This is a genomic window from Halorhabdus sp. SVX81 (assembly GCF_029207715.1).
GTDB lineage: Archaea > Halobacteriota > Halobacteria > Halobacteriales > Haloarculaceae > Halorhabdus.
Map to the genome: position 1 here is coordinate 2,475,491 of NZ_CP104322.1, position 23,757 is coordinate 2,499,247.

Below are 23,757 nucleotides of genomic sequence, written 5' to 3' on the forward strand. Positions count from 1 at the left end.
CGGGCCCATGGGCCCGCAACCCGCTCCTCGAATAACATGGTCCACGCGAATGCAGTGAGTGTGCGCTCGGAAGAGCTTGCGCTCCCGGTGGTCAAATAGGCCGCCTTCGCCGTCTCCGACGGCTCCGGCAGTGAAACGCCTCGCTTCACTCGGCGTATCGGTATAGACAGCACCGCTCAACTCACCTGCGAATTGAGCGGAAATTTTCTGACTCTATGATTTCAAGTAGCACAAAGGCATACTCGGAAGACCGACTGACTGCGCAGGATTTCCTGGACTACGGTAAGCCATTCTGCGCGTTCAGAACGTTCTCATCACCGTTCTCGACCGCTGTCCACCACGTCTTCAGGACAGCAATTGTGACAAGCTTCGGTGGTTGTTCAATCTCGATACAGGATTTCGTATGTGTGTCGAGATCGTTCGGCGGATGAAAATGCCGCACTGGCGTATCGGTGGTTTCATTCGCCGCCTCACGCCCGAACCGGAATTCCAGTCCGTCCTCCCGATAGTGGTATTTGTAGTCTCTATTCTCCCACCACTGAATGTCGAAATATCCTCCTCGCTCGTGGATTCCTGGGGTGACAGTGATCCGTGCCGCTCTGAGATCTTTCCCTTCTCGCTGTGTAAACGGGTGACCTTTCTGATACCGGAATCGGACTTTGACGACTCCTTTGTCGAGTTGTTGGCGCATCTGCTCCACACTCTCATCAATCGCTTCCGAATCGATCGGAGAGCCGTTTCCCATCCCCATTACTGGAGTGGAGGCTGATTGCCAGCGGGAGTCGTTGTCTGTGTCCCCGTCTGTCTGTCTCCCGGTTCAGTTACGGTAGATCCCTGTTCTTTTGCCTCTTTGAGGCGGTATGCTGCTCTGAGGTGGCTGAGCTCTCGTTCTGCTGTCCGCCAGTGAGAGACATCGTCGAGTTCGTTCTGGGTGAGTTCCTTGTCTGAAATCAGGAGTTCCTCTGGATCAGTTGCGTCATATTTGGCTTTGTACTCTGTGAGTTCCTGTTTTACTCGCTGGATTTGATCGACAAGCGTTTCGCTACCGGCGAGTTGGTTGATCTGTTTGAGAAGATGCCACTCCGGGTTTCGACCGTACAGCTTTCCAGAGTCTGTCTGCTGACTTCTAACGATACCCTCTTCAGCAAGCTTGTTGAGTGTGGCTCTGGCTTTTGTTTCTGAGACTTGAGCTGTCTCTGCGATGTCGCCCGCCGATTTCGGAATCGTCGTTCTGTTGATCACCGTGCGAATTCGTTCGTCCGCAGTGGTCTCGTTTTTCCACTCTGCGGCGGCGAAGTCATCGATGTCCTCGAAGTCATCGTCATCAACCGTGAACGGGTCAATATCATCCACGGTTACCGGTTCGTCCGGTAGTTCCTCTTCGGTGGGGAACTCGTCGGGGCCGTCAGGGGGTGATGGCTCGTCGGTCATACACTACGCTATGCTCCAGGAACACATATATTTTACTAGCTCGTATATGTGTGCTGTAGGCGTTGCTATTGCTACTTCTGGAAATGGGGCCATATTTCACACATGATTATGATTGAACCCACTCATTTAAATGACAAAACCACCACTCAGGTGCACATCTAACGAGATCAGTCACGCAGAGTCATACTTGAAACACCTGTATTGAGCATTCATACGGATTGCTCTAAGTCAGTACCATATCGACCGCCCGCAGTCGGGCGGTCGTCACGGTAAACAGTTAGATCAACCCGTATCACTCGTCGAAAAACGTGGGGAAACTGCCCGCTCGTCCCTCGCGAGCAGCAACTCAGACTTCTTCGATCGCTATTTCGGCTGCGACACCCTCGATCTCCCAGGTCTTGCGGTGGCCATCTCCAACCGATCCGAACGCATCGGCCCTGACCTCTTCGGCGATCAGGTCCTCACGTTCTTCGACTAGTTCGGCCACGCGATCGTCCGCGATATCGTACTCGACGGTAATCCGAGCGTCCATCGCCAGGTCGAGGTCCTTGCGCATCTCCTGAACCCTTCGAACGACCTCACGGGCGTAGCCCTCGCTCTCGATGTCCTCCGTCAGCGTGGTGTCGACGTAGACCACGCCGCCCCCATCCAGGGCCTCGAACTCCGTGCTCGCGACGCCGTCCGGCGTGTTGCGGACGAACTCGACCATCTCGGATTCGAGGTCGACGCCCCGACCCAACTCGCTCGCGACGGCCGATTCGAGGGCCTCGATCGAGGGCTCGGCGACGCTGGCGTCGTTGAGCGCGTTCATGATGGCTCCCGCCTCGTCGCCGAAGGCGGGGCCGAGCTTGCTCATGTCAGCCTCGGCACTGTAGGTGAGTTCACCCCATGCCTCGTCGGGGGCGACGACCTCGATCTCGCGGGCGTTCAAGCGGTCGGCCAGCAGGTCGGCCTGGAGTTCGATCGAGCCGCCAACCTCCTGGTCGTCGACGTCGACGACGACGCGCTTGACCGGCCACCGGAGTTTCCGCTCGGCCTGCTGGCGGGCGTTCGACCCTGCCTCTTCGACTGCGCGGACGACGCTGATCTCGTTTTCGAGGCTGACGTCACGCAGCGATCCGTCGGGCTTCGGCCAGTCGCACATGTGGACCGTGTCGTAGCCGGCATCGCCGGTGAGGTACTGGTAGATTTCATCGGCGATGAAGGGGGTGAACGGAGCCAGCAGCGCGACGGTCTCCTCGAGCACGCGATAGAGCGTGGCGTAGGCGGCCGTCTTCGAGCCGTCCTCGCCCTCTGCCCAGACGCGATCGCGGACCGCCTGGACGTAAAAGCGGGAGACGTCCTCGACGACGAAGTCCATCAGCGCCTGGATGGCCCGGTCCTGGCGGCGGTCCTCGAAGTGCTCGCCCATCTCGCTCTCGACGGTCTGGAGCCGGGAGAGCACCCACTCGTCGATCTGCTCGAGTTCGACGTCCTCGACGGTGATTTCATCGGGCGAGAAGCCGTCCATCCGCATGTACGGCAGCGGGAACCGGAAGACGTTCCAGAGGATGTTGAGGTTGCGCCCCATCGAGTCCATCCCGTCCCAGGAGAAGCGCATGTCCTCGCCCTGGGGGTTCTGGGAGAGCAGGAACGCCCGCATCGGGTCCGCACCGCCCTCGGCGATCGCTTCCTGTGGCTCGACGGTGATGCCCTTGGATTTGGACATCCCGCGGCCGTCGGGCATCAGCGCGTAGCCGTGCATCAACACCTCGTCGTAGGGGATCTCGCCGACCGCCGCGGTGCCCATCCCTAACTGGGACCAGAACCACCCGCGAGTCTGGTCGTGGGCCTCCATGATGAGGTCGGCCGGCCACAGCTCTTCGAAGTCGTCTTCCTGCTCGGGATAATCCAGCGTCCCCCAGGAGGCGACCGAGGAGTCGAGCCAGACGTCGAAGACGTCCGGGACGCGCTCGTAGGTCCGGCCGTCCTCGGTGATCGTCAGGTCGTCGACGGTCCCCTTGTGGAGGTCGACACTGTCGGGCTCAATGTCCTGGTCGACGCGCTCGGCGAGTTCCTCCCGGTCGCCGATCACGATGGCGTCGTCCATGGAGCCGTCCCAGTCCTCAGCAGTCCAGATCGGGATCGGAATCCCCCAGTAGCGCTGCCGGGAGACGTTCCAGTCCGGAGCCTCCTCGACGAAGTCACGGAAGCGGTTGTCCCGCGCCCAGTCGGGGTGCCACTCGCTGTCCCCGATGTTGTCGAGCATCTCGTCTTTGATGTCCGTCACCGTGATGAACCACTGGTCGGTGACGATCTGGATGATGCCCGTGTCACACCGCCAGCAGTGGCCGTAGCTGTGGTGGGTGGTCCCCCGCGAGAGGAGATTCCCGTTCGCGTCGAGGTCATCCATGATCGCCGCGTCGGCGTCCTTGACGAACTCGCCGGCGTACTTCCCGGCCGCCTCGTCGTAGACGCCGTCACCGCCGACCGGACAAAACACGTCCAACCCGAGTTCCTGGCCGCGCTCGAAGTCCTCCTCACCGTGTCCCGGCGCGGAGTGGACCAATCCCGTCCGATCGGCCTCGACGTAGTCGGCGGTGTAGACCTGGAGGGCGTCTTCGGCGTCGGGTGCGTCCGGGACCTCCTCGCGGAGCGGGTGCTCGTATTCCCAGCCGACCATCTCCTCGCCGGTCGCCTCGTCGACGACCTCGTAGTCGTCGTACCGACCCTTCGAGAGGACGTCCTCGACGCAGGACTCGGCGATCCACAGGACCTCACTATCGTCTCCCTTTTCGGCACGGACGCCCTGGTAGGTCAGGTCTTCGTCGACCGCAACGAAGGTGTTGGCGGGGATCGTCCAGGGCGTCGTCGTCCAGATGACGAGGCTGCCCTCACGATCCTTGAGGTTAAATTTCACGTAGATAGAGGGGTCCTCGACGTCCTCGTACTCGACCTCGTTGTTGGCGATGGCGGTCTCACACCGCGGACACTGGGAGATCGAGCGCTTGCCCTGCTCGACCAGTCCCTTCTCGTGGGCCTGCTCGAAACCCCACCAGGCGGCCTCCATGTACTCCGGGGTGACCGTCTTGTAGGGATCGTCCCAGTCCATCCAGACGCCGAAGGACTTGAAGTCTTCCTGGAGCCCCTCCAGTTGCTGCTCGGCGAAGTCCTTGCACTCGTCGATGAAGTTCTCCTCGCCGAACTCCTGGATGTCCTTTTTGTTCTCGAAGCCGAGTTTCTCCTCGACTTTGGTCTCGATGGGCAGGCCGTGCATGTCATAGCCCGGCCGGTCGGTGACGTCGTATCCTTGCATCCGCAGATACCGGATGTAGACGTCCTTCAGCGTCTTGTTCCAGGTCGTCCCCATGTGGGCTGCCCCGGAGGTGTAGGGCGGGCCGTCGACGAAGAAGAAGTCCTCGCCGTCGGCGCGGTGCGCTTTCGTCTGTTCGTAGGCGTCGACGGCGTCCCAGTGGGCGAACACCCGATCGCGGACGCTGTCGGGGTCGTACTGGTCTGCCACCTCGCCGAACCGGTCGTACGTCGGTGGCAAGGCGTCGGCGTGGTCCTCGGCGTCTGTCATATCCGATCACACCATCGCCGGGATTAAAGGCAAATCGATCCCGTCATGGGAACCGTTCGCGTTGGGATTGCTTCTTGGGATGTAGGCTGCGTTGGAAGCGCGGTTGTAAACAGCAAGAAAGCCCCCGCTCGCTCGACTGTCCGGGACTCGCTGCGGTCCTCACTCACTTCGCTCGTTGCGGTCCTTGGCTTCGTCCGGGCCAGGTCGAGCGAGCGGGGGCTTTCAGTCCCACCCGTGTCGGCTTCTTCCCTGGCTATAGTGGGTGGGACTGAAAGGGGCTGGGCGTTCCGGGAAGACGGGCGACGCTAGGACCGGAACGAACGTAGTGAGTGAGGACCGCAGCGAGCGCGTGGCCGAGCGGTGCGCGGTCGAACGCAGTGAGACCGCGGGGATTGCGAGCGAGGAACGGAGTGACCCGCGAGCAGCGAGGCCACGTCCACTCGAACGGGGAGAGCGAGGCGTGAGCGAACGCGAGCGCCTCGTTTGCGAACGGGGAGCGAGTGACCCGTGAGCGAAGCGACCCGTGAGAGCCCCTCGACTGGAACGCGCAGGGGCTTTCGAGCTGTAGACGACGGAATAGCACTATTCAGCCGTCATGGGCGAATCTGGTCACCGCTCAATCCCCGGATTTTTCGCGCCGGAACTCCTCAGAGAAACTATGGAGTACCGAACTCTCGGATCGACCGACGTCGACGTTTCGGCGGTCGGTCTCGGCACGTGGAACGTCGGCCCCGTCTGGAGCGACGTCAGCGACGAACAGGCCAAAGACGCCATCCGAACCGCGCTGGACGCGGACGTCAACCTGATCGACACCGCCGAGGTCTACGGCGGCGGCCGCGCCGAATCCCTCATCGGCGAAGTGCTCGACGAGCGCGACCGGGACGGCATTTTCGTCCCGACGAAGGCCGCGCCCGACGAGGACGGCGGCCACTCCGAAGCGGGCCTCCGGGAGTCCATCGCGGGCTCGAAAGAGCGCCTCGGCGTCGAGACGCTCGACCTCGTGCAGTTGCACTGCCCCGAGACACAGGCCTTCTACAACCCAGATACCTTCGAGACGCTGGAAGAGCTGCGCGAGGAGGGCGAGATCAACCACGCGGGCGTCAGCGTCGAGAAGGTCGAGGAGGCGACGAAGGCCATCGAGTACGATGTCGTCGAGACGGTCCAGATCATCTTCAACCCGTTCCGTCACCGCCCCGCAGAGCGGTTTTTCGAACGGGCAGCCGCCGAGAACGTCGGCATCATCGTCCGCGTCCCGCTGGCCTCCGGATTGCTGGCCGACGCCTTCGACGGCATCGAGGACTTCGACGAAGGCGACCACCGCAAGAGCGCCGCCGAGGGGGGCGTCGACGCCGGGATCGGTCGCGCCGGTGGCGAGACCTTCGCCGGCGTGCCCTTCGAGGCCGGCCTCGACGCCGTCGATGACCTACGGCCGCACGTCCCCGAGGAAATGTCGATGGCGCAGTTCACCCTCCGGTGGATCCTGGATCACGACGCCGTCTCGACGGTCATCCCCGGCTCGACGACGCCCGCGCACGTCGAGGCCAACGCCGCCGCGGCCGACCTTCCCGAACTCTCCCACGAGACTCACGGCGCGGTCCGGGACATCTACGAGGCACACCTCTACGACCACGTTCACCATCGGTGGTGAGGCCGTCGTTCCGTCGTGCAGGGAAACCAGCTGACCAGCGTCGTCGGCCAACGTTTTAGCCGTCGCCGATCCCAGAGACGGTATGGAACCGACCGACGCCCACCGGGCGACGTTCGAACTCGGGATCAAGTTCGGCGCGCTCTATCACCAGTTCGCCGGGACGCCGATCAGTCCCGCGAGCGCCGCCGAGCTCGCGAGTGCCATCGAGAGCGCGATCGAGAACCAGCCACACTGCGAGGCCGTGACCGTCGAGATGAAGACCGAAGCCATCGAGACGGCGGTCGACCCGGCCGTGGGCTACACGGAGTTCACCGGCAAGTTCGCCGACGTGGAGATTCTCGTGGACTACGAGGGACTGGAGGCGAGGGGTGTCATGGCGATGGACGACGGCTATCCCCGGATGCGGCTGGTCGAGGTCGACGAACCGACGTAATGGCCTCCTGATGGCCTTCGCGGGCACATCGTACAGCCCTAACATCTTCTCACAGTGATTGAACCGAGAACTCGCGAGTTGCGTTCAGCAAGCCTCCACGGTTTCCACCGTCACCGAAATGCTGACTTCTGGAACCCATCCCGCAGTAGTCTCACAGTCGAATGATGGCGATTTCAGCTGATCGAGCCAAAGACTATTTGGGCCTAATGGTCATTGAAACACTATGAACCGCCGACAGGCGCTTGCGGCTATTACCACGAGCACCCTGTCGCTGGCCGGCTGTCTCGCGAGCCAGACGACCGGGCCGGCAGGTGCGGCGGGCACGACAACCCCACCGCCACCCCCTGCTGATCTTCCGCCAGTCAACACGGGCCTGCGTGGTGATTTCGACCCGGAAACAACGTACCGGGAGATCAAGGTGGGCAGTCGGGACGGCGTCGATGAGGACTATGTCCCCCACGATCTCCGCATCTGGAATGCGACCGCCGGCCAGCGGACTGTCAATCTCCGGATTCTCGACCGGGTGGCAGAGGAATCAGTCCACCGAGAAGCGTATACGATACCGGCAGCGGAAGCACTCAGAACCACGTTATTGGAGCCGTCACAGTATTTTGTCCAGCTTTGGGGCCCCGCCATCGACACCGAGACGCTGCTGGTGCCATGTATCATGTTCGACTGCAACAGCAGCACCACCAGCATCGGCATCTACGAGGACGGGCATGTTGGATCGGTCGTCTCCTCGACACTGGTCGGGTGTCCGTCGTATGACTGCGATGCTCCTATGCCCGAGTAGAATGAGTCGCCTGTTTTCGGAGAGTACGCAATTCCGTGCTGCGTGGCTTCCGACTCTCTCGACGGCCTAGACCTAAGTCACATGGGGACGGACACCACCGGTATGGCTCTCGCAGCGATCGACCGCATCGACGACGCCGTCGACATGACCCGCTCGTTCCTCCTCCCGTTCGACGGCGGCCGGTGGGCCCGCCTTGCCGTCATCACTTTCTTCCTGATCGGGGGCGGCGGCGGTGGGAGCGTCTTCTCGACGACAGGTAACGTTCCCGCCAGTGCTGGGTCGGTCCCCGGCGACTCGCTCCCGGCATTCAGCGTCGAGCTGCCCGAATTGACGGCGACAGCGATCGCCGTCGTTCTCGGTCTTCTCGCCGTGCTCGTCCTCTTCGGGCTGGTCGTGGCGGCGATCGGCGCGATCATGGAGTTCGTCTTCATCGAGTCGCTGTCAGCCGATGACGTCGCCGTTCGAGCGTACTTCGGGCGCTATCTCGGCCGCGGACTCCGACTGTTCGCCTTCCGGCTCGTTCTCGGGGCCGTCACGTTCGCGATCTTCGGCGGGGCGTTCTTGCTACTGTTCGGTGACGTGATCGCGGCGCTGTTCGCGGGCGAAGCCGTCTCGCCGTCGATCGCCCGGATCGTCGTGGGTGTCCTCGTCCTCCTTCCGCTCGGGTTCGTCGTGGGCATCCCAGTGGCCCTGCTCAACGGCTTCACCACCGAGTTCGTCGTCCCGATCATGCTCCGTGAAGATCGTGGCGTGCTCGCGGCCTGGCGGCGCTTCTGGCCGACGCTCACCGAGCAGTGGACCGAGTATGGCGCGTACGTGTTGGTCGCCTTCGGCCTCCACATTGTCACCGGAATCGCCGGGAGTATCGTCCTTGGGATCGTCGCTGTCGCGTTATTGGTTCCGTTCGGTATCGTCGCCGTGCTGGTCGGTCTAGGTGCGTTGCAGGGCGGGGTGATTACCGCCACAGCGGTCGCGGTGCTTGCCGCGTTGCTACTCGCGTATCTGCTCGTGGTCTTCGTGGCAGCGGCCGTGATCTACGTCCCGATCCGGGTGTTTCACCGCCAGTTCGCGCTGCTGGTGCTCGGGGACACCAACGCCGAGTTCGACGTGCTCGCCGACCGTCGCCCCTCGGGCGCTGATTGAGGGAACATCACCCCGAATTTCGGGCAATCTTTTAACCGAGAGCGTGTGAAGTGGTGTCTATGAGTCAATCGACACTCGACGACGACGATCTCTTCGGGGAGGCAGCCAATGAAATGCGCAGCGACGTCGAGGAACACCTCGCGGCGGCCCGCGACGAACTCCCTGATCCGGACGCGATCTGGGACGTCGAGGCCGACAACACGCTGGGTGTCCTCAACGCCCTCCGATCCGAATTGGACCCGGGTGAAGCTGAGGCCCACCTTCGGGACGCCAAAAAGTGGTACACGATGGGCGAGCGGGCCGATGCCTTCGACGATGCCGGCGATCTGGAGGACGATATCGAGGCTGTCGAGGGGCTCATTACCGACCTGACCGATGCTCGCGAGCAGGTGAGCGACCTGGCGGGTACTGTCCCCGAGATCCGGAGCGAACTCGAATCAGCGGGTGACGAGGAAAGCGACAGCGACGAGTAGGGACTTACGCCGTCGGACGGTCGCGCTCGGCCACGTCTTCGAGCAGTGTTACCAGTGCGTCCCGGGCCGAACGGAGGAGTTTCTCGCCGCGTTCGGCGTCCGCCACAGTTGGATCGCCGACGACGCCGTTGGGCGCGAACTCCTCGACGTCGTAGGCGAGATTCACGCCGCTCGTCCACTCGCCCCAGCGCTCGGCGGCACCCTCGCGGGCAGCGCCTTTCTTGTCTTCGTCGACGAGTTCCGGCGCGACGTCTTCGAGCACGCTCGTCTCCATCGGCCCGGCGTGTCCCATCGAGATGTCATCAGGATCGACCGCTTCGAACCAGGTGAACGGGACCGCGTCGGCGTCGTCGTGGCGGGTGATTCGAGCACAGATTTCCTTGAGTGGGCCGACGTTGCCGCCGTGGCCGTTCACGATCACGACCCGGTCCCAGCCGTGGTGTGCGAGGCTGGCGACGGTCTCGCGGACGGTCGCACGGAAGGTGTCCTCGCTGACCCATAGCGACCCCGCAAAGGCACGGTGTTCCTCGCTGACGCCGACCGTGATCGGCGGCGCGACGACGACCTCGCCCGGATAGGCCTCGACCGCCGCGTCGGCGACGGCCTCGGCGATGATGGCATCGGTTCCGAGGGGTGCGTGCGGGCCGTGTTGTTCGGTGCTTCCGACGGGGAGGACGGCGAGGTCGGTCTCGACAGCTTTGGCGTCGGGCCAGGTCGACTCGGTGAGGTACATGTCTCCACGGGGCGGCCGCGTCGTGAAAACGATTCCTCTCAGTTCGCGACGGAATCGGGAATCGAAACTCGGTCCCCGGGGTCGATACCGGTCGAGTTCGTCCAGCCGTGGGGGACTTCGAGCACGTACTGGCCCTGGCCGCGGTACTGCTGTTGTGGGTCACTCGGGTTTTCGGGCAGCCTGGCGTGATGAATCGTCGTGATTGTACCGTCGGTGTCCAGGAACAGAATGTCCAGCGGGAAAGACATGTTTCGCATTACGTAGGGATAGGTGCCGGATTCAGGGTGGACGAACAGCATACCCTCGCCATCCGGGAGCGAATCGGTTTCACTCAGACCAACGTAGCGTTCACGTTCGGTGTCGGCCACGCGGACGTCGACGGTCGTGAGGTCGGATCCGTCTTCGTCATGGATCGAAAGGGTGGCGTTCTCGTAGGACAGCGGCGAGAGCAGGGGTGCCAGTGGGCTGGTCGGACCCGTCAGTGCCAGCACTGCTGCCAGGACGAGCAGTGCGACGACGACCAGGTTGACGAGTCGACTGCGATCCATGTCTGGCAGGATGGGAGGGGGAACTGAAAGCGTTCGGATCAGAAAGCAAGGGTTATTTCGCCGGATGCAGTTTTTCGGGATACGGGTCCGTGGTCTAGGTTGGTTATGACGTGGCCTTTACAAGGCCGAGGTCGGTGGTTCAAATCCGCCCGGACCCATTCTGCGACGAACGGACGTGAGGAGCGAATGGCATGGCGGTTTGAACCCTGAAAGACGAACAAAGTGAGTCTTTCTTTGGTTCAAATCCGCCCGGACCCACTGAGTTTTCGCGGCGCTCACTCACGAGCGCCGCGTGTGCGAGGCGGACGGCGGATTTGGGCCTGAGGACGAGCGAAGCGAAGTCCTCGTGGTTCAAATCCGCCGAGAGAGCGGAGCTCTCTCGAGCCCTCGTTCACTCCGTTCACGAGGACGCCCGGACCCACTTCTCGCGCCGCTCTCGGGCGTTTTCCTCTGTCCATCGATCGCGACTTTCCAGCACTGGTGCGAACAATTTCTGCGAGTGGCCGTGGATTTTTACTGGGGCGCTGTCGGTCCGTGCCTGCCCGGTATGCACGCCAAGGACTGCTTCCCAGCAGTCAGTCGTCCGCTACCGCCTTCGTCTCGGGTTCGACGTAGACTTTCTGGATATCGGGATAGGCGTCGATAATGGCGTTCTCCATGTCGGTGATGTGGGTGTCGATCTCGCTGGTGTCGAGACCGGCATCGAAGGCCACGTCACTGGAGACAACCACGTTTTCGGGGCCGAAGTAGACGGTCCGGAAATCGACGATTTCGGCGACGCCGTCCCACTCGCGGATGATTTTCCGGAGTCGCTGCTCTTCGGCTTGTGGGAGGCTCTCGCCCAACAACAGGCGTTTGTTCTCCCAGGCCAGGGCGATGGCAAAGCCCATGAGCATGAGGCCGATGAGCAGGGCAGCGGTCGCGTCGAACAGTGGATTCCCTGTGAAATCTGTGAGGAACACACCACCGAGGGCTAACACCAACCCGATCAGCGCGATGGTGTCCTCGGTGAACGCCGTCAGCGTCGTCACGTTCGACGTTTTCCGGAACGCCTCGAGGAACCCGCTCCATCCGTATTCGTCGATATCGGATTGCATACCTGCATATGCCTTGCTAAAGGCCCATCCCTCGAAGAGGATTCCACCGACGAGGACGATGTAGTTCACCCAGATTGCGGGGACCGTCATCCCGAACTGTGTCACGGTGCCGGACAGCGCAGCCGCCTCGTGGTGTAGGATCGCGTTGAACCCGTGTTTGGCGCTCTCCCAGCCCGCGATGCCGAACAGGAGCACCGACACGAGGAAACTATAGAAGAACTGGGCTTTCCCGTAGCCGAACGGATGCGCACGGGACGCCGAGCGCTTCCCGTACCGGATGCCAACGAGCAGGAACACCTGGTTGCCGGTGTCGGAAATACTGTGATACGTCTCGGAAAGCATCGCGGGGCTTTGGGTGAGCAGAAACCCGATGAACTTCAGGACGGCAATTGCCCCGTTCGCAAAGAGGGCAGCGAGGACGACGGATCTACTATTTGACACTGAACGAACATTGTTGCTCTCTCTGAAATACCTTTTCAGACATTTCGGATATCTGAATGACGTCCCGTTTCAGTCCCCATCTCTGTGTTATCGTTGCTATTTGGTGACAATGTTCGCCGGGTGCTGGAGTCCCCGTGGCGCAACTGGTCTTCGATTCGGTAGCCAAACCTCGGCTGTCCCGCACCCAGAAAAGTGTTATACGGCCGTCGCGTACGGTCGGTAGATGCTGCTGGTCCTGTGCGTGGATCTCGATGACGACGTCGGCCGGAAGACCGGCATCGAAACGCCGGTCGTGGGTCGCGACGCCGTCGAGAGCGCCGCAGTCGAGTTCGCGACGGCCGATCCAGAGGACAGTGACCTCAACGTGTTGTTCGAGGGGATTCACCTCTATGACGAACTCGATCGCGCCGGCGAGTCCGTCGAAGTCGCCGCCGTGACCGGGATCGAGGGGAGCGACGTCGCTGCCAATCGGGCCGTCGGTGTGGAGATCGACACTGTCCTCGCGGGATTGACGACCGGGGAGGATGTCCGGGCGATCGTGGTGACCGACGGCGCACAGGACGAGAGCGTCGTTCCGGTCATCCGCTCGCGGGTCGACATCGACGGCGTCCGGCGGGTCGTCGTCCGCCAGGCACAGGATCTGGAATCGATGTACTACACCATCAAACAGGTGCTCAACGACCCCGAGACTCGGGGGACGATCCTGGTCCCGCTCGGGATCCTGTTGCTCATCTATCCGCTCGCCGTCATCGCGGACATTCTCGGCATGCCCGGCGACGTGTTCGGTCTCGCGTCGGGGTTGCTTGGCATCTACATCCTCTCGCGGGGACTCGGACTCGGGGACGTCGTCGACGGGGCTGTCGACCGTGCCCGATCCGGGCTGTACGCTGGCCGGGTGACGATTGTCACCTACGTGGTTGCCGGGGTGTTGCTGGCGATCGGCGGCGCGAGCGGGTTGGAGATGCTCGATACCGTCCGCGGCGGGCTGGAATCTGCGACGCTGGGTGCGACTCAGGCTGTGGCCGCGGTGCTCGCGGGGGCGATCCACTGGCTCGCCGCCGCCGGGATCACTAGCAGCCTCGGCCAGGTGACTGACGAATATCTCGCCGGGCGATTCCGGTGGCGATATCTCAACGCGCCGTTCTACATTCTCGCCATCGCCGGTGTCATCCACGCGGTCAGTCTGTACGTCCTCGGCCGGGTCACGCTCTCGTATCTCGCGGCGATGCTCACCGCCGGGACGCTGTTGGGACTGTTCAGCACCCTCGCGTTCGCCATTGCCGAAGATCGCCTCGAGAGTGCCGAGTCCCAGGCTAGCGCGTGAGTCCGTCGTCAATCCGGGTTCTTTTTGTCATCCTTCCCGTCATACCCTCACGAGGGCACGTAGCTCAGTCCGGACAGAGCGTCGGACTTCTAATCCGACGGTTCGTGGGTTCGAATCCCACCGTGCCCGTCCACCTTTTTACTTCCTCGGGTAGCCTCGCTTCGCTCGGCTACCGCTCGTCGCAAAAAGCTGGGCCAAAAACTACCCGAGCGGTCGCTTCGCTCCCGCTCGGCGAACCGGCTCGCTCCGCTCGCCGGATGCTGTTTCCCTCCCACGGCAAGCCTGAGTAGAAACTGGCCCAGGCCCCGAATTCCAGTAGGTGATGGAGAATCTTGGGCAAAAGCCCGGTAACGGAGTAATATTTCGGGGCTTCGTCGCCCGGTACGTCACCAAGCCGCGGTGGCGTCTGGTGCGATTTCTCTATTCGGCGAATTCGAGATTGGTGTGTTTGTAGGCGTACGTATTGATGTCCTGATCATCGCAGTAGGACGCCAGCTTCGCCGGATGGATCTGTCTCCAGTCACCCGGTCCTTCATCGAGTAGGTCGACAAACGAGACATCGACTGCCTCGTAATCGAACTTCTCCGGCGGAACCCGCTCGATGACGATCGCTTCATCTCCACTATCGTTTCGAACGCGGTCCCCTGGCGTGAACGGGTTACTCGGTCGCTGGTCCATCTTGGCGGCGCTCGGCCCCAGCTCGAGCAGCTGGTTCATCGGCCTCGATGCCAGGTGGTCCAGCTTTTCCGGCTCTTCTCCCGAGAAGTCGTGCTTCGTCGCCGCTTTCGATTGCAGCGTCTCGATCCGTTCCCACCCCAGGAGGATCAGCGCGTCCTCGTTGTCCCGGTGCCAGGCCATCACGACGATGTCGTCATCGTCGTCCGTCTTCAGGACTTCCTCGGGCAGGAACGCGGACACGTCCCGTGAGGTCTTTACGTCTACTTCGTAGCCGAATAGCTCGAAATCGTACCCTGAGAACGATTCAGGGTTGCACTTCCGTAGCGACGAAGCGTTTTTCCAGTCCCACATTTCGACAGGGATGAACTCGCGGCAGAACTGCTCGAAGGCGAGTTCGCCAAGGTTGCCGATCCGCTTGACGTCGGCATTACCCTGGCCGGTGATGTCGACCTGGAGCTTCGCCTGATGACTGGCACGTTCGTAGTCGATTTCGGAGGGCGTGTATCGATACATCTGGAAGCCTGCTGGCGAAATTGAACGTAGTTGCCCTAATTCTTTCTAGATGTGTTGTTGGGACGGTCACTCCCTGCAGAGTGGTTTATCTGGAAAGATAGGTCGAAAGCGTGGTAACGGAGCACTCTTTCGGAGCCATTTCATCTAGTACCTCAATATTGGCTTGTATAACATTTTTAAGATACCTTCATACATTTATTGGTATATGTCTGAACCCGCTGAACGTATCAAAGAGATTCAGGAGGCGTTGAATGAGCTTGAAATGAAGCGTAATTCGATCCAATCAGAGTTAAATGAAATTCGAACTAAAATACAATCTGGTGACATTTCAGAAAGTACTGAACGCAATCTAAAAGACGAGCAAGAACATCTCAATCAGGAACTTGATTCTGTTATTGAAGAGATTTCCTTACTGGAAGATGAACTTGCGGAGTTTGTTGGGGCCGATAATACGTTAAAAGATTATCAAAACATTTCCGAGCTATCATCAGACCTACTAAATAGGCTTGATAGTGAATATGATAGGTTCCAGGACAATCGGGAACAATTAGAAATGGAAATTAAGGATATTGAAGAACAGAAAGATCAACTTGATGACTTAGAGGAAACTGCGAGAGGATTAATAAGTCGTACTACAAGTGCTTCGTTAGGTGAACAATTTGCAGGAAGGAAAGAAGAACTTCAAAATTCATTGATATGGTGGAAGATAGGTTCTATCGTGTCAATTGTATTATTGTTGCTCTCTTCGGCAATTGTATACATTAATATAATCTCATCTGATAACAACTACATATTGAATTTTTCAAAGGTGGCATTGCTCCTACCTGTTTCAGTAGCAGTATGGTTTACCGTATCAAATTATAGTCGTCAAAAGCGACTCATGGAAGAATACGAGTTTAAAGCACGAATGGCTTTATCTTTGGAAGGATTCCTTGGAGTATTAGAAGAACGCTTAAATGTGGATAGTGAAGAGGAGAAACTTGAATTTTTCCTAAATACTGTTGAGAATATCTATTCAAATCCTCAGAAAAACATTCGGAATGACGCTAATTCGGATGATGTTTCTCCTGTTTCCAACGGGAATCCATCAACGGTTGAATTACTCAAGAAGATCGGCAATCGCTGAAGTCTAAAATAATTATTTATTTATATAATCGTTACATAATTTTTTAATTTCATCATATTTGATATTATTTCGCACTGTATGAGCATGAATAATATATCAGCTCTCCACAAATTGTTTGCCGTATGTCGCTTAACGACTGGATACGCTGCCCTGATGGGTGTGACGCGGCTACGGGAGATGTACTGTTACCTGATGGCCGTATCGGCTTCTCTTGTGTCCGATGCGGCCGAAAAATCGTGTCCCCCGTGAAAACCGTAGAACCGCAGTATCGGACAATAGCAGACACGCTGTTTCTTCCTCGACAGCCGTCGGACTGTTTCGAGGATGACCCTCGGCTCTTAACTGATCCTCGCGATGTTGTGTTCGCTGATGAGTTTCGAGAAGAACAGTCAACTAAACTATGTGAATCGCTGTCAATGTATCAGAGAGGTAGGGTAGGTTGCCCGTGCTTCTCCCATCTACGCTTCCCGCCTACTCTTCGAAGACGAACGTCCTATTTCGCTGGACGACCTCACCGTCGACCTCGATGAAACTGCCTTCGCTCATGTCGACCGACCTTTTTCTCCGTCGGGTTTCCTCGGGCAGCGTCGCTACCCTGCGGGAACAGCGTGGCGGCTTCGCCGCCACGTCATACGGTTGCGGGCCACAGGCCCGCAACCCACTCCTCGAAAATGCTCGACTAAAAAGCCGAACGCTCACTCCGTTCGCGTTCGGCAATTATCCCTTGAAGCCGTCTTCGAAGACGAACGTCCCGTCTTCCTGAACCACCTCGCCGTCGATTTCGATATAGCTGTCTTCGCTCATGTCGACGATCATGTCGACGTGCTGGGCCGACTCGTTTTGCTCGTTGTCCTCGCCGACGTTGTCCTCGTAGGCGCGGCCGACGGCCATGTGGACGGTGTCGCCCATCTTCTCGTCGAAGAGCATGTTGTAGGTGAACCGATCGATGTCGCGGTTCATCCCGATCCCGAGTTCGCCCAGGCGGCGCGCTCCCTCGTCGGTGTCGAGGATGCTTGTCAGGAGGTCCTCGTTCTTCGAGGCGCTGTGTTCGACGACTTCGCCGTCTTCGAAGACGAGTCGTGCGTCGGTAATCTCCCGCCCACGGCGGTAGACAGGCTTGTCGAAGAGGACCTCGCCCTCGACGCTGTCGGGGACCGGGGCAGTAAAGACCTCGCCGCCGGGGAGGTTGTGCGTGTCCGTGTCGTTGATGACGTGGTTGCCGTCGACGGACATGGTGACGTCGGTGGTGTCGCCGCTCACGATCCTGACCTCGCTGGCGTCCTCGAGGATCTCGACCAACTGTGCCTGGAACTCGCGTTGTTCGTCCCAGTCTTTGAGGATCGCATCGTAGACGAAGTTCTCGTAGGCTTCGGTGCTCATCTCGGCGAGTTGGGCGTCGGCGGGCGTGGGATGCTGGGTGAGCGTCCAGCGGTCGGTCAGCCGTTCGTTGAGGATCGGCTGGTGGGCCTTCTCGTAGTCGGAGTTGACCTCGGGCGGGACGTCTTCCAACTCGGTGACGTTCGCATGACTGCGGATCACGGCGTGACAGTCGGCGGCCTCGACCAGCGCTTGCTCGTGGGCCGGCGTCTCGAAGTCGACGTCGGCGGCGTCGGCCGCCTGCAGGTAGCTCCGGATGGCGCGACCGCTGCGGTTGGTCCGGATCGAAACGGGGTGTGCGCCGCGGTCGCCGGCGATCTCGTAAAGGGCAACGACGAGATCCTCGGCGGCGGGCTCGCTCTTGATGAGAAAGTTGTCCCCGGCACTCAGATCGACGGCGTCGGCGATGAGCTGTGCGTGTTCGCGGATGCGTGGGTCCATGACGGCAGGGACTTCTCGACCGTCAGCCAAACCAGTTTCGTCCCGTGGGTCACCCACCGCGCTTGCCTTCACGCATACCCTGGCTGAAGCCGGTCGCGATCCGGCGGACGAACAGGTAGACGAAGAAGACGAACGCGAGGACGACGACGACGATGCCGACGAGAACCGGGTCAACCATGACTCGCGGTTTCATCTCGGCGATAATATATGTTTCGTCGTTTGTTGTCATCTTCCCTCTCACCACCGGGCCGCCCCAGTTGTCTGCTTTCGCCGACGTGGACAAAACGGGTGGTCGGCGATTTCGGAGGGTGAGTCAAACGGTCGTTTGAACTTCCGGTATTCACTTTATGCGCCCGACCATGAATCCACATGCGCTACCCCCGCTTTGGCCCTCCATCACCGCGCTCGTCGCACTCATTTCCCAGCGACGCGCACCCGATCGATCACTGTTCCGTCCCGCTCCCGAAGCTCGATCAGTATGGCTCCGTTTGCCGGGTGAACTTCGGCGTGGGTCGGCGGGCCGGCACGCGGATCGGCGTGGCTTCCCGGATTGAGGACAGGCAAGTCCCCGAGTCGCTCGATCGCCGGCCGGTGGGTGTGTCCGATGACGACAAGGTCAGCGTCTCGCTCCCGGGCAAGCAACGGCAGCGATGTCGGGGTGTGTTCGTGTCCGTGGACGAGAAGCACTCGCCAGTCGTTCCATTCGAGAGTCCGGACGGCGGGCAACTGTTTCTGAACTGCAGTCGTGTCACTGTTGCCGTGGACCGCGGCCAACTGGTTGGCTCGGCGCTCGAAGGCCTCATAGACCGCCCTCGTCGTAAAGTCTCCCGCGTGGAGCACCTGGTCGGCACTCGTGAGTGCGTCGGCTGTCCGTCCGGCGAGCCGTGGTTCGTCCGTCCCATGAGTGTCCGCGAACACAGCGAGCACGGTCCTCGATTGGATCAGACGACCGAAAACATTCTCGAACCGTGGCGACGGCTCAGAGGTCACGTCGCCGGAACCAGTACTGGCCGAGGCCGAGGGCCACGATCGCACCGGCCAACAGGAGGCCAGCCCCAGCGACGTCGTAGGTGCTATCGACGAGGATGCCGGGCGGATCGAAGTACCGCACCGGGGAGAGTCCACCGAGCCAGTCGTACTCAGTCGTCGAGATGACCGATTCGAAGAGCCAGCTGAAAAAGAGCAGCCCGAGTGCGACCCGCCCGGCGGCTCGGCCCCGGCGTACCACTACGCCCAGCAGGATGCCACCGGCGCTCCAAAAGAGGAGATACGGGATGGAGAAGGCATGCACGATCGCGAGATCCACGACCGAGAGTGATTCTCCGATCGTGAGCGATGCCACGTACAGCACGACCGGGACGACCACGTTGAGGGCGGCGATCGGGACGAGAACGGCGAGGAACTTCCCCAACAGGACGCTCCGCCGGGGGACAGGACCGGACAGCACCGTGTCCATCCGCTCGTCCCGGAGGTCGCCAGCGACCGTCCCGGCGGCGGTATAGGCGAGATAGCCCCCGAGACCGACGATCCAGCCGAGCGTGTAGAACTCGCTGGCGAGCAGCCCCTCGATCGATTCGAGGCTTTCGAAGCCGAACAGTTCGGTCACGACCGGCGGCATCGCATCCAACAATTCCGAGAACCCGGCGTCGATCATCTGCGGGCCGACCCAGACGTACAGGAGCCCGAACAGCGAGAACAGCACTGCGAGAACCGCCGTCATCCGGAGTCGGTTACGCCCCTCGAAGCGGGCGACCACGAGGAGCGGATCGTCGTCGGGATCGCGGCCCGTCACCCTGCCGTGAGTGTCGGTGCTCATTCGACATCGACCTCCGCGAACAGCCAGGCACTCCCGGCGACGAGGACGACCGTGACACCGGACAGAACTGCCCCGCCTGCGGGGTCGTAGGTCCCTTCGGAGAGGATCGCCAGCGGATCGTAGTATCGCATCGGCGTGATCCCGCCCAGCCACTCGATATCAGTGTTGGTTACCAGCATCTCAAAGAGGAAGGTTCCGATGACGGCACCGGCGGCCACGCCCTCGGCGAGACGTCGCCGCGGTGCGGCAACGGACGCGAGCATGCCGAACGCGCCACAGGCCAACAGATAGGGGACCGACAGTATGTGGACGGCGGCGAGGTCGGCGATTGGAATCGTCTCGTCGATGAGCTGGATGGCTCCGGCCACGCCCGCAAAGACCACGACGTTGACGACGACGATCGGCGTCAACAGCGCGAGATACTTCTCGACGAGGAGTCGCCACCGGGAAATCGGCGCGGCGAGTAGCGTGTCCATCCGCCCGGTCTCGACGTCGCCGGCGATCGAGCCGGCCGCGGTGTAGGCGACGTACACACCGAGACCGAGCAGCCAGACGTACTCGTAGAGTTCGAGTGCGATGAACCCCTCGATGGTCCCCATCTTCCCCAGTCCCATCTCTTCGACCATCGCGGACGGGAACTGCTCTAACAGCGCCGCCATGTCGACCTCTCCGAGGATGCCCGGCGCGATGAGTGTCATCATCCCGCCGAAGGCTGCCAATCCTAGCCCGATGACTGCCGAGGCGGGGAACAGCCGTTCGGACTCGAAGCGGGTGGTTTCAAACATCGGCCTGCTCCGGACCGTCGGTCACCTCGTCGTTTTCATTCGCCTCAATATCGCCGTTCTCGACTGCTTCGACGCGCTTGGCCGGGTTCTCCCCGTAGAATCGCATGAACACGTCTTCAAGCGGTGCCTCTTCGATGCTCAGATCGAAAATATCGTATTCGAGAAGTTGTCTGAGCAGCGGCTCGTAGGCTCCGGTGTAGGTGAACGTAATGCTCGTTGCCTCGTTTTTCGCCGCGGCCGGTTTGTCGTCTTCGTCGCCGGCGTCGCTGATCTCGAGGTCGTGGATCCCCGAAAGCGCCAGCTCGTCGGCCTCGAAATCACCATCGAGGCGCGCCCGGACAATCTTCCCACTCCGATCTAGCAGGGATTCGACGTCTTCGAGTTCGACGAGATGGCCGTCGCGGATGATCGCGACCCGATCACAGACCTTCCGGACCTCGCTCAGGATGTGCGAGGAGAAAAAGAAGGTCTTCCCGCGGCCTTGCTCGGTGCGGATGAATTCCAGCAGTTGCTCCTGTTTCAGCGGATCGAGCCCGGATGTCGGTTCGTCCATGATGAGCACATCCGGGTCGTGCATGAATGCCATGACGATGGCGAGCATCTGCTTGTTCCCGCGGGAGTACTCCCGTACTTTGCGGTCCAGCGGCGGATCGAACAGTTCGAGCATCTCGTCGCTGCGAACGTCTCCACGGAGCGCCCCGTGATAGTCGAGCAAGCGGCGACCGGTCACGTTCTCGTTGAAACTCGGCTCGCTCGGCAGGTAACCCACGTCCGCGCGAACCTCCCGGAGCGCCGCCCCGTCTCTAATGTCGGCTCCCAGAACGGTCGCCGTCCCCTCCGTCGGCGATTGAAATCCCATGAGTGTCCGGATCGTCGTCGTCTTCCCCGCGCCGTTCGGGCCGAGAAACCCGAAGACTTCACCCTCCTCGACGGCGAAGGAGAGGTCCTCGACGCCCCGCACGTCGCCGTAATACTTCGTCAACGCGTCGGTCTGGATGGGCGGCATCTGTATTGTTTGGACCACTGATGGATGGAATATAAATCTAGGACTCGGCTGTGCTTTCAGGCCCAGCGTGACTCTACTGACGGCGGATAGAAATCGGCTGTTCCGTTTGTCAACACTGGGCGTGGATGCGGTTTTTCAATGAATTCCTGTGCCCACTGTTGGAGACACGACAGTATTGAGATCACTATCGATTGACTCCTCATCTGTTAGACGTAGAGTGGCGACCCCTCTCTCATGACGTGACGTGTGAAAATCAAGCCGACATCGAGCTGCCCCACCTGTTTGGTTCTCTGCTTCAATGAAAGCTGATTTTAATCTTCTTCGCGAGATATAACTGCAAAATGACGACCTTCGTTCATTACCACCATCCCAAGGACCAGCAATACTCTCTCGCATATGTCACCCAAGATCGGGATGAGATCACGTCTAGCGGGAAGGACGCTTTGATAGAGCGATACGATCTCGATGAGACGGTTTTCGTATTGTATACTAACCAGGGGACGAGCGGGACCATCGATGATATCGATGAAAACTTCGAAGACGCTCTCGATGAGATGTCTCCGGACGATCGTACGATCACTGTTCGATTGCTTCAGATTTTCGAGGAAATAATCAAGGAAAAAGAGCTTGAGGAAGCAGAGAAGCTAGAAATTTACAAACAGATAGAGTTGGATCGGATCCCTGCCGCGATCGAACGAGTTGATTGGGATCAGCCGGCCGTCGATGTCGCAGGGCAGCTTCTGTCCACGCTCATTCTCACGCACGCACTGCCTAATGCCAACCACCGGACTTCGATCAGTATGGCACAGTGGTACCTGGAAAGCATCGAAACCGGCTTCTCGTTTCCGGATTTCGCGACGGCAGACTACGATTGGAAGGAATGGGTCAACGAGTACATCGTCGAATCAAAGCGAATACTCACAGTTCGACGGAACACGACCCCGTTTTCTCTACTTGCTGAATGGGGGTGCGACATCGTCAAGCGGAAGAACAACATCGAAATCGTTCTGGCTGAGTACGATCTCGACCTCTCCCAATCAGATGCCTACAAATACTACGGAGATGTGCATACTGATCTCTGTACGGAGTTTCTGATCGAGTCCGTCAAACGGGCCGGACACGACGAACTGATCGGTGCAGACGGAATCAGCAAAGCAGAGTTCGTTACGTATCTCGACCAAACAGAATAGCGGTGCTAGTCCTGGAGATGGGCGACCGTTCGCCCGAGTTCCCGGGCATGCTCGCTTTCACTGACATCGTACCGCTTTTCTATCGAGCGGAGGCGGTCTTGAAAGGTCATTCGTAATGCCTACAGTTCCTACCCTAAGAGAGGCGGTTCTAGCACAAGAACTTTTCCCAGTTCTTGTACGTAGAACCCGGCCTACAATCCTCCGTCAGAAGTGGGTTGGGGCGTCCTCGTGAACGCAGTGAACGAGGGCTCGAGAGAGCTTCGCTCTCTCGGCGGATTTGAACCGCGGTCGTTCCTGTTCACTCGTTGCACTCGCTCACCTCCCACTCCCTGCTTCAAATCCTCATACCCGCATTTGCCGCTCACGGATTTGTTCGCAGCAAAAGTGGGTTGGGGCGGATTTGAACCGCCGACCTCCTCCATGTCAAGGAGGTGTCATAACCAACCTAGACCACCAACCCTGGCTCGCTCGTTGCACTTTCAGGTAGATGGCTGGTACAATTGAAGGTTTCGAAACGCCACGCGGCGAGCGGCCGGGGTGGCTGACAACTTCGTTACCGCTACAGGGCCCCTCTTTCCGGCGTTGGGGGGATGTTCGGACACCACAGCGTGCCATTACCCGCTGTAGGCCGTGTACGTGTCCCGATCGGGGAAGAACTGCTCGGCGTCGTCGTGGGCGACGGTCGCGACATCGGTCCCGTCGAGTTTCTTGACGTGGGTGTACATCTCGCCGCGCTCGAGGGCGGCCTCGACCAGCGGCGCGGCGTACTGCAACTGGTAGGTCCCGGCCACGAACAGGACCCGTTGGCGATCGGGGTCGATGCACTCGGTGACGACGAACGCGTGCCCGGAGCTGGTCGCCTGATAGACGACGGTCTCGGTGAACGCGACGTCTTCGGCGAAATCTTCGTACTCTTCGGCTTGATTGCTCGGGACGATGTACACCAGTCCCCACTCGTCGGCGTCGTCGCTATCGGGCGCTTTCGGCGTGGTGTCGTCGGACGTGAGCACGAGCGTCTCGAACCCTGATTCGGCCCGATCGCGCGCCATCGCTTCGACGTCTTCGAGGGTCTGTTCCCAGCCGCTCCGGGCCGCGTCGCTGGTCCGAAGTAATCGCTCACCATCGTCGAGTTCGACGTCGTCAGGGCCGAGTTTGACCATGTCTTCCGATACACTCCCACGCCAATAAAGGTGGCTCGC

At 60.2% G+C, this 23,757-nt stretch carries 22 protein-coding genes, 3 tRNA genes and 1 pseudogene; 11 read left to right on the forward strand and 15 right to left on the reverse strand.

Annotation, left to right across the window (positions count from 1 at the left end; genetic code table 11):
* Nucleotides 1-277: 277 nt before the first annotated feature.
* From SVXhr_RS12420 to ileS, 3 genes are all read right to left on the reverse strand, one after another.
* A complete protein-coding gene (locus tag SVXhr_RS12420; RefSeq protein WP_275737518.1) occupies nt 278-751 on the reverse strand; it encodes a hypothetical protein in 474 nt (157 codons plus the stop codon).
* Nucleotides 751-1,431 (reverse strand): winged helix-turn-helix domain-containing protein, encoded by a 681-nt coding sequence (locus SVXhr_RS12425; protein WP_275737520.1) that lies wholly within the window; start codon nt 1,429-1,431, stop codon nt 751-753. Before SVXhr_RS12425 ends, SVXhr_RS12420 begins: the two co-directional genes overlap by 1 nt.
* A 346-nt stretch (nt 1,432-1,777) precedes the next feature.
* On the reverse strand, nt 1,778-4,993 hold the full coding sequence (ileS, locus tag SVXhr_RS12430) for an isoleucine--tRNA ligase (protein ID WP_275737522.1): 3,216 nt from the start codon (nt 4,991-4,993) through the stop codon (nt 1,778-1,780).
* A 325-nt stretch (nt 4,994-5,318) separates the two neighbouring features.
* On the opposite strand from ileS, the gene SVXhr_RS12435 reads away from it, so the two are divergent.
* The 6 genes from SVXhr_RS12435 to SVXhr_RS12460 all read left to right on the forward strand — a co-directional run bounded on the left by SVXhr_RS12435 (nt 5,319) and on the right by SVXhr_RS12460 (nt 9,483).
* The gene (locus SVXhr_RS12435; RefSeq protein ID WP_275737524.1) at nt 5,319-5,504 is read left to right on the forward strand and encodes a hypothetical protein; all 186 of its coding nucleotides are present in this window, start codon (nt 5,319-5,321) and stop codon (nt 5,502-5,504) included.
* Nucleotides 5,505-5,651: 147 nt separating this feature from the next.
* Nucleotides 5,652-6,641, forward strand: a complete 990-nt coding sequence (locus SVXhr_RS12440) for an aldo/keto reductase (protein ID WP_275737526.1) — start codon at nt 5,652-5,654, stop codon at nt 6,639-6,641.
* A gap of 82 nt (nt 6,642-6,723) precedes the next feature.
* Nucleotides 6,724-7,074 (forward strand): dihydroneopterin aldolase family protein, encoded by a 351-nt coding sequence (locus tag SVXhr_RS12445; protein WP_275737528.1) that lies wholly within the window; start codon nt 6,724-6,726, stop codon nt 7,072-7,074.
* Nucleotides 7,075-7,297: 223 nt separating this feature from the next.
* The gene (locus SVXhr_RS12450) at nt 7,298-7,867 is read left to right on the forward strand and encodes a hypothetical protein (RefSeq protein WP_275737530.1); all 570 of its coding nucleotides are present in this window, start codon (nt 7,298-7,300) and stop codon (nt 7,865-7,867) included.
* 102 nt (nt 7,868-7,969) lie between these two features.
* Complete coding sequence (locus SVXhr_RS12455; RefSeq protein ID WP_275737532.1) at nt 7,970-9,010, forward strand: hypothetical protein; 1,041 nt, start codon at nt 7,970-7,972, stop codon at nt 9,008-9,010.
* 59 nt (nt 9,011-9,069) lie between these two features.
* Entirely contained in the window at nt 9,070-9,483 is a 414-nt protein-coding gene (locus SVXhr_RS12460; protein ID WP_275737534.1) for a DUF5790 family protein, read from the forward strand.
* Between the two features lie 4 nt (nt 9,484-9,487).
* On the opposite strand, the gene SVXhr_RS12465 is transcribed toward SVXhr_RS12460, so the two are convergent.
* Nucleotides 9,488-10,216 (reverse strand): creatininase family protein, encoded by a 729-nt coding sequence (locus tag SVXhr_RS12465; RefSeq protein ID WP_275737536.1) that lies wholly within the window; start codon nt 10,214-10,216, stop codon nt 9,488-9,490.
* A 38-nt stretch (nt 10,217-10,254) separates the two neighbouring features.
* Nucleotides 10,255-10,764, reverse strand: a complete 510-nt coding sequence (locus tag SVXhr_RS12470; protein WP_275737538.1) for a DUF192 domain-containing protein — start codon at nt 10,762-10,764, stop codon at nt 10,255-10,257.
* Nucleotides 10,765-10,847: 83 nt separating this feature from the next.
* On the opposite strand from SVXhr_RS12470, the gene SVXhr_RS12475 reads away from it, so the two are divergent.
* Nucleotides 10,848-10,922: transfer RNA gene (locus SVXhr_RS12475), tRNA-Val, on the forward strand.
* A gap of 417 nt (nt 10,923-11,339) precedes the next feature.
* Here SVXhr_RS12475 and SVXhr_RS12480 read toward each other — a convergent pair.
* Entirely contained in the window at nt 11,340-12,302 is a 963-nt protein-coding gene (locus tag SVXhr_RS12480; protein WP_275737540.1) for a cation diffusion facilitator family transporter, read from the reverse strand.
* Between the two features lie 223 nt (nt 12,303-12,525).
* On the opposite strand from SVXhr_RS12480, the gene SVXhr_RS12485 reads away from it, so the two are divergent.
* Nucleotides 12,526-13,626: a DUF373 family protein gene (locus tag SVXhr_RS12485; protein ID WP_275737542.1), complete on the forward strand. Its 1,101-nt coding sequence runs from the start codon at nt 12,526-12,528 to the stop codon at nt 13,624-13,626.
* 53 nt (nt 13,627-13,679) lie between these two features.
* Nucleotides 13,680-13,755: transfer RNA gene (locus SVXhr_RS12490), tRNA-Arg, on the forward strand.
* A gap of 294 nt (nt 13,756-14,049) precedes the next feature.
* On the opposite strand, the pseudogene SVXhr_RS12495 reads toward SVXhr_RS12490, so the two are convergent.
* Nucleotides 14,050-14,817: pseudogene (locus tag SVXhr_RS12495) on the reverse strand (hypothetical protein); the annotation flags it as partial.
* Between the two features lie 205 nt (nt 14,818-15,022).
* Between SVXhr_RS12495 and SVXhr_RS12500 the strand changes: the two are divergent.
* Nucleotides 15,023-15,943 (forward strand): hypothetical protein, encoded by a 921-nt coding sequence (locus SVXhr_RS12500; protein WP_275737546.1) that lies wholly within the window; start codon nt 15,023-15,025, stop codon nt 15,941-15,943.
* A 717-nt stretch (nt 15,944-16,660) separates the two neighbouring features.
* On the opposite strand, the gene SVXhr_RS12505 is transcribed toward SVXhr_RS12500, so the two are convergent.
* The 6 genes from SVXhr_RS12505 to SVXhr_RS12530 all read right to left on the reverse strand — a co-directional run bounded on the left by SVXhr_RS12505 (nt 16,661) and on the right by SVXhr_RS12530 (nt 21,368).
* On the reverse strand, nt 16,661-17,761 hold the full coding sequence (locus SVXhr_RS12505) for an aminopeptidase (RefSeq protein ID WP_275740946.1): 1,101 nt from the start codon (nt 17,759-17,761) through the stop codon (nt 16,661-16,663).
* 49 nt (nt 17,762-17,810) lie between these two features.
* Nucleotides 17,811-17,939, reverse strand: coding sequence for a hypothetical protein (locus SVXhr_RS12510; protein ID WP_275737548.1), 129 nt, complete (start codon nt 17,937-17,939; stop codon nt 17,811-17,813).
* Between the two features lie 236 nt (nt 17,940-18,175).
* The gene (locus SVXhr_RS12515; protein WP_275737549.1) at nt 18,176-18,688 is read right to left on the reverse strand and encodes a metallophosphoesterase; all 513 of its coding nucleotides are present in this window, start codon (nt 18,686-18,688) and stop codon (nt 18,176-18,178) included.
* A gap of 52 nt (nt 18,689-18,740) precedes the next feature.
* A complete protein-coding gene (locus SVXhr_RS12520; RefSeq protein WP_275737551.1) occupies nt 18,741-19,577 on the reverse strand; it encodes an ABC transporter permease subunit in 837 nt (278 codons plus the stop codon).
* Nucleotides 19,574-20,362 carry an ABC transporter permease subunit gene (locus tag SVXhr_RS12525; protein ID WP_275737552.1) on the reverse strand — a complete coding sequence of 263 codons (789 nt, stop codon included), beginning with the start codon at nt 20,360-20,362 and terminating at the stop codon, nt 19,574-19,576. The genes SVXhr_RS12520 and SVXhr_RS12525 overlap by 4 nt, the downstream gene beginning before the upstream one ends.
* Entirely contained in the window at nt 20,355-21,368 is a 1,014-nt protein-coding gene (locus SVXhr_RS12530; RefSeq protein WP_275737554.1) for an ABC transporter ATP-binding protein, read from the reverse strand. The genes SVXhr_RS12525 and SVXhr_RS12530 overlap by 8 nt, the downstream gene beginning before the upstream one ends.
* A 341-nt stretch (nt 21,369-21,709) precedes the next feature.
* Here SVXhr_RS12530 and SVXhr_RS12535 point away from each other — a divergent pair, with 341 nt between their 5' ends.
* On the forward strand, nt 21,710-22,558 hold the full coding sequence (locus tag SVXhr_RS12535) for a hypothetical protein (RefSeq protein ID WP_275737557.1): 849 nt from the start codon (nt 21,710-21,712) through the stop codon (nt 22,556-22,558).
* A 385-nt stretch (nt 22,559-22,943) separates the two neighbouring features.
* Here the strand turns inward: SVXhr_RS12535 and SVXhr_RS12540 are convergent.
* Nucleotides 22,944-23,018: transfer RNA gene (locus tag SVXhr_RS12540), tRNA-Val, on the reverse strand.
* Nucleotides 23,019-23,172: 154 nt separating this feature from the next.
* A complete protein-coding gene (locus SVXhr_RS12545; protein WP_275737559.1) occupies nt 23,173-23,718 on the reverse strand; it encodes a hypothetical protein in 546 nt (181 codons plus the stop codon).
* Between the last annotated feature and the right edge of the window lie 39 nt (nt 23,719-23,757).